Source organism: Methanoculleus horonobensis (assembly GCF_001602375.1).
Lineage (GTDB): Archaea > Halobacteriota > Methanomicrobia > Methanomicrobiales > Methanoculleaceae > Methanoculleus > Methanoculleus horonobensis.
The window spans coordinates 388,081-400,967 of record NZ_BCNY01000013.1 but is presented as its reverse complement, the minus strand read 5'-3'; the positions used below and the strand labels follow the sequence as shown (position 1 = coordinate 400,967).

Below are 12,887 nucleotides of genomic sequence, written 5' to 3'. Positions count from 1 at the left end.
CTATGGAAGATACGGAAGATACAATTGTTTACCGCCTCGGTGCGAACTGCAGTCTCGACGAGGTAGAGGAAGGAAAGATGTACCTCGGGCGGGTGCAGGGATTTGCCCCGTTCGGTGTTTTTGTCCAGTTAAACGACCGGGTCAAAGGGCTCGTTCATAAGAGCAACGTGAAGGTGCAGCATACCGAGCGCGACCCGATCATCGTTCACGTCCTCCAGATCCGGAGCAACGGGAACATCGATCTCGAGGAGGTCACGCCGACCGTCTACCAGACGGAGACCGTGACCAGAAAGACGACGACCGTGCTTATTGCCGATATCGGGAAGAAGATCGGCAGGACGGTACTGATCGAGGGCGAGATCGCCCAGATCAAGCAGACGTCGGGGCCGACGATCTTCACGGTCGTGGACGAATCGGGCACCGCGAACGCTGCAGCGTTCATCGAGGCGGGCGTCCGCGCGTATCCCGAGGTGGAACTCGGGGATATCGTCGCCCTCACGGGCGAGGTGATGCAGCGCAACAACCAGCTCCAGGTCGAGGCCTCGTACATGGCGGTGATGGAGCCGGAGGATGCGGCACGGGTCCGGGAGCGGATCGACGCGGCGCTCGATGAGCGTGCGGAGCCGGTCGACCTCCCGTTCCTGGTGGAGAGCGAGGTTCTCGAAGCCCTCCGGCCGCAGATGCGCAAAGTGGCAAAGGAGATCAGAAAAGCCGTCCTGACCGCGCGGCCGATCATCCTCCGGCATCACGCGGATGCGGACGGCATATGCGCTGCCGTTGCCGTCGAGCAGGCGGTGACCGCGCTGATCCGGGAGAGTGGCGGGGATTTCGACGCGGAGTATTTCCTCTTCAAGCGTTCGCCGTCCAAGGCTCCGTTCTATGAGATCGAGGATATCACGCGGGATCTCGACTTCGCCCTCAAGGACAACGTCCGCTACGGGCAGAAGATGCCGATGATCCTCCTGATGGACAACGGGTCGACCGAGGAGGATATGCCGTCGCTGAAGGTGACCCGGATCTTCGGTCTCCCGGTGATGGTCGTCGACCACCACCACCCCGACGAGATCGTGGACGATTACCTGATCGGGCACGTCAACCCCTACCATGTGGGCGGCGACTACGGGATCACGGCCGGAATGCTGGGCACCGAGGTCGCCCGCATGGTCAACCCGGCGGTCGAGAACCAGATCCGGCACCTGCCGGCAATCGCGGGGCTCGGCGACCGGAGTGAAGCGCCGGAACGTGCCCGCTACCTAGCGATCGCCGCGCCCGAGTACTCGGAGGATGACTGCCGCGATATCGCGCTCGCGCTCGACTACGAGCAGTTCTGGCTCCGGTTCAGCGACGGAAGAGAGATTGTCAAAGACATCCTGAACCTCTCCGGCGAGCCCGAACGCCACGAACGGTTCGTTCACCTGCTGGTCGAAGAGGCGAACCGGGCGATCGAAGAGCAGATCGAGACCAACATGCCCCACGTCGAGAGCCGGATGCTCCCGAATGGTGCCAATCTCTTCATGCTCGACGTGGAGATGTTTGCTCACCGGTTCACGTTCCCGCCGCCCGGAAAGACTTCCGGGGAGGTACATGACCGGCTGGTTCGCCAGCACCCGGGAGAACCGGTCGTCACGATCGGGTTCGGGCCGGACTTTGCCGTCCTGCGTTCCCGGGGCGTCATGATGAACATCCCGCAGATGGTGCGCGAACTCCGTAGCGAGATCGTCGGCGGCGGCGTGAACGGCGGCGGCCACCTTGTCGTCGGGAGCATCAAGTTCGTGGAAGGGATGCGCGACGTGGTCATCGACGGTCTGATCAAGAAGATTGGCGAAGCGCCAATCTGATCGCTACCACTTTCCCGTGATACTGCGGCCGGCTCGATCTCTTCTGGTGCCCCGTCCGCGATCGGCCGCGTACAGGGCTTTCGGGCGCCGGTGCAGCACTGTCGTTTTCTTCTCTTCCCGGGTTATCGCCGTCATGGAGCGATGACTGTTATTGCTCTGTCGTGGGACGCATCGGGTAGTTAACTGTCGATGCGATTTTAACGGCGACCGAAATATAAAAATAGGTTTATTCCCTACGGGGGCTCTCATGACCGGAAACCTACGGGCATGGAGAGCGCTCATGGTCGTGCTGCTCATGACGGCAGCGGCTGTTGTGCTCCCCGCAGCGGCCCAGAGCACGGCAGCCATGGAACCCCTGACCTGGACACTCAGTCCGACGCCCGCTGAGACCCTGGCGGAGGAGACCCCTGATGACGAGACTTCTGACGTTACGCCGGACGAGACGATGGAGGAGGAGACCCCGCCCGGGGTAACAGAGGACGAGACTCCTGAAGAGACCCTGGTCGGGGCGATGGAGAACGCGACCCCTGAAGAGACTTCGGTCGGGACGGTGGAGAACGAGACCCCTGAAGGTACTCTGGTTGGGACGGTGGAGAACGAGACGTCCGGGGAGCCTCTGATCGGGCCGAGCGGCAATACAACCAACGAGAGCGCCCCTCCGGTCGTAGTCGAGACGGATGAGGCGACACCGGAGACGACGCCGGCGGACACCGCCACGGCCGAGTTGCCGACGTTCACGCCGATCCAGGCGGCACAGGTCAACGGGAGTACGACACAGACTGCTCCCCTCTCGCTCACCGGTGTCATCCTGGCCGCTCTGGTTGCCGGGATCTTTGTTGTGTTAGGAAGGAACCGAAGGTGACGGCGGCGCCGTTTGAGGCCCGGGGCAGGGGTGTCGAAAGTGCCCCTCCCCCCTCCGGCATCCGCGCTCGCGATGACCGTGCTACGCTGTCGGGCTTTACTTGGTACTCCCTGCCCCACCGATCGGCACGACGATGCTCAATTATATACAATGATTAGTATATCTGCCGGGATATTCTACGATTGCAAATGGGTAGATATAAATATTGATCTTGACAAAAAGCACTTGCTCACGAGGGAATCAGTCGATGTCGACAAAAGACCGTATCAAAGAGAAATATAGCGATACCCAGCGGAAGATCCTGTACCATCTCAAGACAGGGTTGCGAGCCGGAAAATCTTACTTTAAATCCAAGTACATCGCGACCGATCTTGGCCTCTCCGCAAAAGAGGTCGGCATCAACCTTGCTATCCTCTCCGAGATCTGCGATGAGCTGGATATCCGGCGCTGGAGTTATTCGAACAGTACGACGTGGCGCGTCACCTCCCGTGCATCATAATTTTATTCTGGTATGCTCTATTCTACAGCATGAAGATCATTGAGTTCGAAGCACCCGTCGAGTTTGTGGCCGATATCAACGATCACAAGGACTGCCTCATGTCCCAGGACAAGAACCACGAAAACCCGAAGGTGCTCTGGTTCAATATCGATGTCCCCAAGGGGCACGGCGTGCGGGCCGGGGACCGGGTCAGGGTGACCGTCGAAAAGATCTAGAGATCCCTCAACCACAACCGCATCGCCGCGATGCCCCCTGTTTCATCCGAGAGGGGCCGAGAAGTATTCGGGGAGCGTCTCTAAGGTGATGCGGTATGAATCCACTTCATCCACACTGACGATGAGGTAAAAGTCCTTTCCTCCCCTCTCGACGTTTTTTATGATGCTGCCGGGGTAGTGCAGGTCGGCTCCCTCTACGATGGTTCCGCTCTCGAGTTCCACGAGCGCCATCTTGAAATCTGCTGCCTGGGGCCTTATCGTCGAGGAGATACTGCAGTTAAGCCTCCATACCGCATACGGCACGTGGAATACCTCGGTGATGCCGCCTCGCCCCTCCTCGATGTAAGCGAACGGGATGATCTCCTGTGTCCCCTTCCATGGGGGATCGGAACCTCCGTAATACGTGAGGTTGCCGGGGAGATGGCAGCAGGGGTAGTCCCATACGTTGGTCGTGTAGGAGAGCCTGGTTGGTTCGAGCGGCATGGCAGGCGTCGGGGCGGGGGTAACGGTGATGGGCGGCGTCGGCGTGGGGATCTCGGGGATCTCCGGTCCGGCCTCCGCTACGGGCGGCCGAAAGGCCAGTGCCAGCGCGGAGACGATGAGCAGGGCTGCAAGGATGCTGAAGACGTCGCCTTTATCCACAGATTTACATGGATGTGCGGGGTGAAAAATTCTTCGAGTTTGACCTCGGACTCCCGGCCGGAGACCGGCGGCGAACATCGCCCGTGGAGCCGGGTTGACCGGATTTTTTCCAGACCCTTCTTTATGATTGAGCTTCTAAAACGGAACCGTTAATATAAAACCGAGACCACAGTCCTGTGAGAGCATGGATATCACTGAGGTGCGCACGTGGGTAATATTTTACCTGATCTCCTTCGTCGTGCTCCTTGCGGCGACCTTCATCACAACCCAGAGCGGCAGCCAGCTCTGGATCAGCCTGATGCTCATCATCGTCGTCGTCGGTGTCAACTTCTACCTGCTCTTCTCCGAGTTGAAGCGTTACCAGGCTAAAAAAGCCTTCATGCACCGGATGTCGCAGTTCGAGGAGACCGAGACCGACGTGGAATCCGGTTACCTCTGGTGACGCTCAGGCGGCCCTGCGCAGTATCTTCTGCATGCTGTTGTACGGTACAAAGAGGTGTTCCACCTCTCTTGCCAGGTACTCGGTCTTGCCCATGACATAGTAGCCTTCGGCGGCAAGCGCAGAGTAAAAGAGATGCGTAAGGTCGTTCTTCTGTTTCTCGGTGAAGTAGATGGTGACGTTGCGGCAGGTGACGGCGTCGAGGTACCGCGAGATGGGGACGCCCGACATCAGGTCGTGCTCGCGGAATTTAACCAGGCTTTTGATATGGGAATGAACCTCGAACGTGCCGTCGTCGTGGCTGATGAAGTGCTTGCGGAGCCTCTTTTCGTCGACGTTCTCGAGCGCCTTTCTGTCGTAAACCCCGGTCATGGCTTTCTGCAGCACCACGGTATCGATATCGGTCGCGTATATCGTTACGCTGACGTTCTTATGAAGGGCCATCAGTTCGTAGGCGAGGATGGCGAGCGAATAAGGTTCTTCACCCGTGGCGCAGCCGGCGCACCAGATCCGGATTGAGTCCTTGCGGCGGGCGAGATCCGGCAGTATCTCCCGGCGTATCAGTTCGAAGACCTCAGGGTCGCGGAAAAATTTGGTGACGTTGATGGTGAGTGCGTTCCTGAGCAGGTCGGCTTCCTGCGGATTCGAGAGGAGGTACTTGTGATACGCCTCGAAGTCTTCCGTGTTCGTCAGGCGCATCCGGGAGAGAATGCGCCGTTTGATGTAGTCCTCCTTGTAGTTCGAGCACTTGATCCGGACCAGTCTCTCGATGCTTCTCTGGAGCGATGTGAATTCATCCATGGAACAACCTACTCGTGTCGGGTGTTGATTTACGGAAGCGATCTAGATGTTTCCGAGATCGCCGCCGAGATCGCCGATTACTTTCTGGACGTCGAGCCATATGACAAGGGTCTTGGCCTTCCCGTCCTCCTCGTCCCCTATCTTGATGATTGCTTTGACGTAACTGCTGATAGACGACGTGATGCCGTCGCTGATGCGCTCGATCTGTTCGTTCCTGACCGATACGACGCTGTGAACGTCGTCGACGATGATCCCTACGTTCGATCCGGCCGTTACGTCCGGCATCAGCACGACGATCTTCCGGTTCTCGGTCTCCTCCGCTGCAGGGAGCCCGAGAAGGTCGCGGAGATCGATGATGTTCGTGATCTCGCCTCGCAGGTTGATGATGCCCGCGAGGTACTCGGGAGCGCGGGGAAGGGGAGTGATCGGCATCATCTCCACGATCTCTCGTGCAATCTGGATATCCAGTGCGTAGTGCTCGGCCCCGAGCTGGAACTCCACCACGTCTACGGATGCTGCCATCGTCTCCTCCTCAGTTCAGTTTGAACTGCGTCATGACCTTCTTGAGTTGTTCGGCCATGCCTGCCAGCTCGTGGGAAGCGCTTCCGACTTCCTCGGTCGATGCGCTGACCTCTTCGGCGAGTGCCGCCATGTCTTCGGTGCGGTTCAGGCTCTCCTTGGTCATGTGGGTCGACTCGTCCATCTTCTGCATGACGTTGTTGGTGGAGTTCGCCTGATCCTCGGTGGCCTTGGTGATCTCGGAGATGCCGCGGGTGACCACTTCCACGCCGTCGACGATCCGGTTCAGGCCCACGATGACCTTGTTGACGCTCTCGATGCCCGCCTGGATCTCCTGGTGGGACGCCTGCATCGAGTCGGTGGTCTTCTCGGTGCTTGCCTGGATCGTCCGGATCAGGTCCTCGATGTCCTGGCTCGCACGTTTGGACTCTCCGGCAAGGTTCCTGATCTCGCCGGCGACCACGGCGAACCCGCGACCGTGCTCCCCGGCACGGGCGGCCTCGATCGCGGCGTTCAGCGCGAGGAGGTTGGTCTGGTTGGCGATATCGGCGATCAACTTGACGATATTGTTGATCTCCCGCATCTGGTTGTTGAGGGTGCTGATCTCCCCCACGGTCTGCGTGGAGATCTCCTCGACGAGCTGCATCTTCTTCGTCGCGACTTCACCGAGCGTTGCCGCATCGTTCCCTTCCTTGGAAGCCTTCGATGCCTGCTCCATGACCGACTGCGACGTGCTTGCAATCTCCTCGATGGATGCCGAGAGATCATTGATATCCATCCCGATCTCCTCGATCTTCTCGAGCTGGCGGCGTGCGTCCTCCGACGACTGCTGCGTCGAGACGGCGACCTGCTCTGTCGCCCGGATGATCTCGTCGGTGCTCTTGCTGACCTCTTTCGTCGTCATGTCCACCTGATGGGCGGCTTTCGCCACGTCGGCGAGGAGCGTCCGGATAGCTGTCAGCGAGGCGTTGTAGTCGTTCTTGACCTCGTGGAGCGGGTCGTCGGTTTCTGCGTCCACGAATGCCGTCAGGTCGCCCTTTGCCATGGCCGAAAGCGCGTTCCCGAGTTCTGTGGCACTCGCGCCAAGTCTCTCGCTCTCCTGCTTTGCGGTCTCCATCAGGTCGCGGATCTGGTCCTCTCTCTCCCGCTGCTCGGTCCAGTCGTTCCAGACGTAGAAGGCCATCTCGATCTCGCCGTTCTTATCAAGGATGGGGATGGCATTCAGGGTGAGGTACTTCCTGGCACCATCGGGCCACTTGACCATGACGTCGGTCCGGGCGAGTTTCTTTGTCTCGTAGCAGGTGTAGAAGTGATCGCCGTCAAGGATGGTGATGTCGTAGTCGTAGAGTTTCTTTGCAAGCGTCTCTTCGCGTGTGCCGCGCCACATCCGGGCATACTCGTCGTTGATGTCGATCCGGCTCTTGTCGGGGCGGAGCGTCGCGATCGCGAGCGGGTTCTGCTTGATCATCGCATCCACCCGGTGCTCGGTATCCTTGACCTCCTCCTCCTTCATCTTGAGGTCGGTCCAGTCGTTCCAGACGTAGAAGGCCATCTCGATCTCGCCGTTCTTATCAAGGATGGGGATGGCATTCAGGGTGAGGTACTTCCTGGCACCGTCGGGCCACTTGACCATGACGTCGGTCCGGGCGAGTTTCTTCGTCTCGTAGCAGGCGTAGAAGTGATCGCCGTCGATGATGGTGATGTCGTAGTCGTAGAGTTTCTTCGCGAGGGTCTCTTCCCGGGTACCCCGCCACATCCGGGCGTACTCATCGTTGATGTCGATCCGGCTCTTGTCTGCGCGGAGGAGCGCGATGGCAAGCGGGTTCTGCTTGATCATCGTATCGATGCGATGCTGCATCTTCCGGATCTCTTCCTCCTCTTTCCGCTTCTCAGTGACGTCGTTATAGACGTTCAGGATCCCTGTCAGATCGTTCTTCTCGTTTAAGAGCGGGATTCCGTGCTGTTCTAAGATGTAGGTGCCGGCAGGGAACTCGACCGTCACTTCGCCGGAAGCGCGTACCTTCTCGGTGACCACCTTCTTGATCCCGTCTCCTTTCTGGTCGAGGACCCTGAAGTCCCGCAGGGTCATCGAGGTGATGCGCGACTGATCGATCCCGGTCAGTTCGAGGTATGCCTCGTTGGCAGTGACGATCTTCATCGCGGTGTCGACGACCAGCATCGGCATCGGGTTCTTCTGGACGATCGTCTCTGACCTGCGCTGCAGTTCGGCGATATTTTCCATCTGGGACCGGATCTCTTCCTCTTCCTCCCGTTGCCTGGTGAGATCGTTGTAGACGATGAGGATGCTCTCGACTGCATTCTCGTTGTCGAGCAATGGGATGCCGTACTGCTCAAGCGTATGGGTGCCCGAGGGCAGTTCGACAATGACCTCCGCATACGCGCGCTTCTTCTCCTGGATTGCCTGCCGGAGGCCGGAACCCTTCTGCGACGTTATCTTGAAGTCTTTCAGGCTCTTGCCGAGCACCTGATCAGTCGGGATCCCGCTCATCTCGGCATAGGCGGCGTTTACCATCGTCACCGTGAAGTCCGGATCGACGACCAGGATGGGCATCGGATTCTGCTGAATGATCGTATCGGCGCCCTTCAGGAGCATCCTGGCATCGTCCAGCCGGTGCTTCAAGCGCTCCTTCTCCTCCTGCTTCTTCTCGAGCAGCGCATTGATCGAGGTGACCAGCGGCCGGTAACTCTCCGGAACGCCGGCAAGGTCGATCTGCACGGAGTCGTCGCCTTCAAGCGCCGCGTGGAGTGCAGCCTCGATCGCCTCGGGCAGTACCACTGTTCCCTGTTCCTGTCCTGTCGTACCCGGCGCAATCGGCCCGGTAAATAGTGCTTTCCTTCCAGGTTTGTCGATCATCGATTACACATCCTCACCATGATTGTTGTCCCGCTCGGTGAGCGCAGTTGCTATTGCCCGGTATTCCCTGCCGGCATCGCTCTCAGGAGCATAGTGGGAGATAGGGAGCCCCTTCTGCTGCGTCTCGTAGATTGCAGGAGAGTACGGAACCGCGAATACCTGCTTGAACGCTTTTTTCACCTCGGACTCGAACGCCTTCAGCCGCTCTCTCTCCCTCTCCTCTTCTGCTGATGAGGTGGGTGAGAAGATCCGCTTCAGGAAGAGCGCAAGCCCGCCTGTTCCGGCCGCCGGGTTCCCCGATCCTTTCCAGCGGGTCAGGATGGCGAAGTCTGCGGCGACGTCTTCTCCGAGCATCTCCCGGATGTCGCCAAAGACTGTAGACAGGGCTTCCATGCCTTTCAGGGCGAACGTGCCCGAATCGAGGGTGACGACGGTGTGATCCGCTGCGACGAGGCCATTGATGACGAACTGGCCCATGCTCGGGGGCGTATCGATCAGGATGAAATCGTAGGCGTCCGTCACCTGCGCGAGCGCCTCTCTGAGCAGCCCCGCCCGGTCCTCGATGCCGTAGAGATAGGGTTCAACCCCAACGAGATCCAGTGTTGCCGGCGCGAGATCGATCCCCGATGCCGTTGAGACGATAACATCGGCGATCCCGACATCGGGAAATCCCTCAAAGACGCTCATGAAGACGTCATACATGCTCAGTTCGAGGGTCCCGGGGTCGACCCCGAGACCCGTGGTGGCATTGGCCTGCGGGTCGCAGTCTACGACCAGAACGCCCTTCCCATCTTTCTGGAGGTATCCTGCAACGTTGAGACACGATGTCGTCTTTCCAGTGCCCCCCTTGTGGTGGGCGAACGCTATAATCGTAATGTCCAGCACCCCTCACTACCTCTATTTGAAATAGGTAATATTAAACCTACTTTATTTTGCTATGTATATTCTGAGCGTCTCACCGTTTTTTGAAATATTTTTTCGCCTGAGAAGATGGATAGAAGGTTTTTTTGCTGTTATATTTCAGGGGACCCGGGAACGGGAAAAGAGTTGCAGAACCAATCGTTCCCGGGGGAGCCTGCACAGGGCGGGAGAGCAGACCTCAGCTGGAGCGATCGCCGTCAGTGGGGCGTACAGGTCTTCTGTTGCCGGGATCGGTTGCGGCCCTGAGTTTCTGCACGCGATCGGCGATCGACGGCCGATAGTCTGGCTCGGAACGAAGAAGTCCGGGGATCACGCCTTTACGGTGGGGGGACGATGCCCCTGTCAGCAGGCCGGAAAGAACGTTCTGGAGGAGGGTTCCCGGATCCCTGACCCGGTAGCAGCACCTCATCGCATCGGCGGCATATCGATCGGCTATGAACTCTTCATCGCACATGCGGTGGTAGTACGTCCGGTAGGCGAGGAAGGCGATCAGGAGGAGGAGGGCGATGAAGACCGGCTTTGCAGCCGGGAGTCCTCCAATCAGCAGGGGCGGATGGCCGAAGAAGGCGAGACAGAGGAGTACCGGGAGGGTCGGAAGGGCTGAGAGAAGAGATGACCCCTTCCTTACGTGCCCCTCTTCGTGGAGCAGCACGAACCGGAGCGTGTCGTCGCTTGCCTCCGAGAGGTTTCTCTCGTAGAACGAATGCCGGTAGCGGATGCTGTTGAGTGCCGGGCATCCCCGTATGGAGATCGTGAAGGGGCATCTCACCAGCTTTGTCCTACGGTCAATCAATCCCTTCTCCTGAAGTTCCCGGAATATCCGGTACAGGCGGGAATTGTGATCTGCCCCACTCATTGTAGACTGATTATAATAATGATCTTATATTAAATGTTGCTCCAGGATGAATCGCCTCCACTCCGGCAATTTCTCGATTTTACCTCCGGCAATCTCTCTGATGTAGGTTCTTCCCGGCGAAACACCGCCAGGTTCTGAGCAGTCCTCCCTCTCCGCCCACCTGGGGAGGGCGAACCCGGACGTACGCCTGCACGATCTCCATGGAACCGGGTGAATCCCGCATCGTGTTCTCTGGTAGCAGGCCCGGAATCCGAAACATTTGCAATCTCCGTTTTTTTCACAATATTTTAATAATAGCAACCAAAATTCTGAATGAATAGAGTGGAGGTGAATCTGGAGGACTGGAGGGGCCATACGACCGTGCTTGCGCCGGCACGGCATGCGGATCCCGGTTCTCCGAGCGAATGTCTAGAAACTATACGATCCTTTTGATACTGGCCCTTGCTGCCATTGCCGGGGCTGCCGGCTGCCTCTCCACGTCGTTTGGTGGGGTGACCTACAGCGGCGACGCCCTGCAGGTCCAGGTGGAGAACGCCGGCGAACCCGTCGAGAACGCTGTGCTCCAGACAACGATCATGGAGGTGAGCGCGCTCGAACAGCACGAGGCCTTCTCCGAAGCGCGGTATATCGACCTTGATACGGGAGAGAACGAGTACACGATCCGGGTAGACCTGCAGCCTGGTTCATACAAGGTATTTCTGACCGTATTCGTCGGGAGCGAGCGGAGAGCATCCGTCATCCGCGATCTGGAGGTAACAGCCTGACCCCTGCAGGACTCGCGGCGGCGCGGGGGCTCGAGCCTGCGGATGCCGTCTTCTTCGGAGCGGAGGTCTTCAACCCGTTCGCGTGTTCCTGGGAGCGCGTGGACTTCGCGGTGAAAGACGGCCGCGTCGTCGGCTTCGGGGAGTACCGGGGGACGCGGGAGTACGACCTCTCGGGCACCTGCGTGGTGCCCGGGCTGATCGACGCTCACGTCCATATCGAGAGTTCGCTCCTCGCGCCGGCGGAGTATGCCCGGCTCGTCCTCGCGCACGGCACGACGACGGTGATTGCCGACCCCCACGAGATAGCAAACGTCTGTGGGGCGCCGGGGATCGACTACATGCTTGCCGAAGGGGCGCGGACGCCGCTCGACATCCTGGTCATGCTCCCGTCCTGTGTCCCGGCAACGCCGTTTGACGCGGGCGGCGCCGTGCTCACGGCCGCCGATCTCGCCCGGTTCCGGGGACGGGAGGGGGTCGTCGGGCTCGCCGAGGTGATGAACGTCCCCGGCGTCCTCTTCGGCGACGAAGACCTCCGGACGAAGATGGATCTCTTCGAGGTCGTCGACGGCCACGCGCCGTTCCTCTCGGGAATGGATCTGAACGCCTACATCTATGCCGGCGTCCAGAGCGACCACGAGTGCACGACGCTTTCTGAAGCGCGGGAGAAACTCCTCCGGGGGATGTACATCATGATCCGGGAGGGTTCGACGGAGCGCAACCTCCGCGACCTCCTCCCGCTCGTCGACGCCTGCACGGCGCCGCGGTGCTGCTTTGCCACCGACGACCAGCACGCCGACATGCTTGCCGGGGAGGGGCATATCGATGACTGCGTAAGAATTGCGGTCGCAGGCGGCCTGGAGGTCGAGCAGGCGCTCCGTATGGCCACGCTCTCCGCCGCCGGAAGGTTCGGGCTCCACGACCGGGGCGCTCTTGCACCGGGAAGGCTTGCCGACTTCTGCGTCGTCGACGATCCCGACCGCTTCGCGGTCATCCGGACGTTCAAGCGCGGTGTCGAGATCATCGACGCCGGCTACCTGCCCCCTGCCTGTCCGGCGGCCCCCATGCACGCCCGCGTGCCGGAACCGCCCGATATCCGGATAACCGGGCGGGGGGAGGCGCGAGTGATCGGGATCGTGCCCGGCCAGATCACGACCCGGGATATGCGCTGCCCGGTCGACGCTGCCGGGATCCCCGACCTCGGCCGCGACATCCTCAAAGCGGTCGTCACCGACCGCTACCGGGGAAGCGGCTCCGGCGTCGGGCTCGTGCACGGGTTCGGTCTGAAGGAGGGTGCAATTGCCGGGTCGGTCTCCCACGACTCCCACAACATCGTCGCGGTCGGGGCCGGCGACGCCGATATCGTCCGTGCCGTCGCCGAGGTGGTCCGGCTCGGCGGCGGCCTCGCGGTGGTCTCCGGGGACGATATAACCGCGCTCCCGCTCGAGTGCGCCGGGCTGATGTCGGCCCTTCCCTACGGCGAGGTCGTGCAGCGGCTTGCGGCCCTCGAGGAGCATGCCCGGCGGCTCGGCGCGATCGAAAATCCCTTCATGTATCTCTCGTTCCTCGCCCTGACGGTCGTCCCTGAAGTCCGGGTCACGGAGCGCGGGGTCTTCGACGTTGGGGCGTTTACGGACGTGCCGCTGTTTGAGAAGTGAG

The 12,887-nt window shown here is 60.0% G+C and carries 13 protein-coding genes; 7 read left to right on the top strand and 6 right to left on the bottom strand.

All coding sequences use genetic code 11. From position 1 onward, the window contains the following. The first annotated feature begins 2 nt into the window (after nt 1–2). From MCUHO_RS04940 to MCUHO_RS04925, 4 genes are all read left to right on the top strand, one after another. Complete coding sequence (locus tag MCUHO_RS04940) at nt 3–1,838, top strand: DHH family phosphoesterase (RefSeq protein ID WP_067074355.1); 1,836 nt, start codon at nt 3–5, stop codon at nt 1,836–1,838. Between the two features lie 247 nt (nt 1,839–2,085). Continuing rightward, the gene (locus tag MCUHO_RS04935) at nt 2,086–2,700 is read left to right on the top strand and encodes a hypothetical protein (protein WP_153020008.1); all 615 of its coding nucleotides are present in this window, start codon (nt 2,086–2,088) and stop codon (nt 2,698–2,700) included. Nucleotides 2,701–2,947: 247 nt separating this feature from the next. Beyond that, entirely contained in the window at nt 2,948–3,199 is a 252-nt protein-coding gene (locus MCUHO_RS04930) for a DUF7123 family protein (RefSeq protein ID WP_011844389.1), read from the top strand. Nucleotides 3,200–3,228: 29 nt separating this feature from the next. Then, nucleotides 3,229–3,414 carry a hypothetical protein gene (locus MCUHO_RS04925; protein WP_067074345.1) on the top strand — a complete coding sequence of 62 codons (186 nt, stop codon included), beginning with the start codon at nt 3,229–3,231 and terminating at the stop codon, nt 3,412–3,414. Nucleotides 3,415–3,456: 42 nt separating this feature from the next. On the opposite strand, the gene MCUHO_RS04920 is transcribed toward MCUHO_RS04925, so the two are convergent. After that, nucleotides 3,457–4,056, bottom strand: a complete 600-nt coding sequence (locus MCUHO_RS04920) for a hypothetical protein (protein WP_067074341.1) — start codon at nt 4,054–4,056, stop codon at nt 3,457–3,459. A 184-nt stretch (nt 4,057–4,240) separates the two neighbouring features. On the opposite strand from MCUHO_RS04920, the gene MCUHO_RS04915 reads away from it, so the two are divergent. Further along, entirely contained in the window at nt 4,241–4,498 is a 258-nt protein-coding gene (locus MCUHO_RS04915; RefSeq protein WP_067074337.1) for a hypothetical protein, read from the top strand. A gap of 3 nt (nt 4,499–4,501) precedes the next feature. Here the strand turns inward: MCUHO_RS04915 and MCUHO_RS04910 are convergent, their stop codons facing one another. From MCUHO_RS04910 to MCUHO_RS04890, 5 genes are all read right to left on the bottom strand, one after another. Continuing rightward, nucleotides 4,502–5,296: a CheR family methyltransferase gene (locus MCUHO_RS04910; RefSeq protein WP_067074333.1), complete on the bottom strand. Its 795-nt coding sequence runs from the start codon at nt 5,294–5,296 to the stop codon at nt 4,502–4,504. 42 nt (nt 5,297–5,338) lie between these two features. Beyond that, nucleotides 5,339–5,818, bottom strand: coding sequence for a chemotaxis protein CheW (locus MCUHO_RS04905; RefSeq protein WP_067074328.1), 480 nt, complete (start codon nt 5,816–5,818; stop codon nt 5,339–5,341). Nucleotides 5,819–5,828: 10 nt separating this feature from the next. Continuing rightward, complete coding sequence (locus tag MCUHO_RS04900; RefSeq protein ID WP_067074325.1) at nt 5,829–8,690, bottom strand: methyl-accepting chemotaxis protein; 2,862 nt, start codon at nt 8,688–8,690, stop codon at nt 5,829–5,831. A 3-nt stretch (nt 8,691–8,693) separates the two neighbouring features. Continuing rightward, nucleotides 8,694–9,575 carry a ParA family protein gene (locus MCUHO_RS04895; RefSeq protein ID WP_067074322.1) on the bottom strand — a complete coding sequence of 294 codons (882 nt, stop codon included), beginning with the start codon at nt 9,573–9,575 and terminating at the stop codon, nt 8,694–8,696. Nucleotides 9,576–9,789: 214 nt separating this feature from the next. Beyond that, entirely contained in the window at nt 9,790–10,404 is a 615-nt protein-coding gene (locus MCUHO_RS04890; RefSeq protein WP_235808169.1) for a M48 family metalloprotease, read from the bottom strand. A gap of 467 nt (nt 10,405–10,871) precedes the next feature. Between MCUHO_RS04890 and MCUHO_RS04885 the strand changes: the two genes are divergently transcribed. Both MCUHO_RS04885 and ade read left to right on the top strand, forming a co-directional pair. Then, nucleotides 10,872–11,231 (top strand): hypothetical protein, encoded by a 360-nt coding sequence (locus MCUHO_RS04885; protein ID WP_067074317.1) that lies wholly within the window; start codon nt 10,872–10,874, stop codon nt 11,229–11,231. 98 nt (nt 11,232–11,329) lie between these two features. Further along, complete coding sequence (gene ade, locus MCUHO_RS04880; RefSeq protein WP_067074315.1) at nt 11,330–12,886, top strand: adenine deaminase; 1,557 nt, start codon at nt 11,330–11,332, stop codon at nt 12,884–12,886. The last annotated feature ends 1 nt before the right edge of the window (nt 12,887 follow it).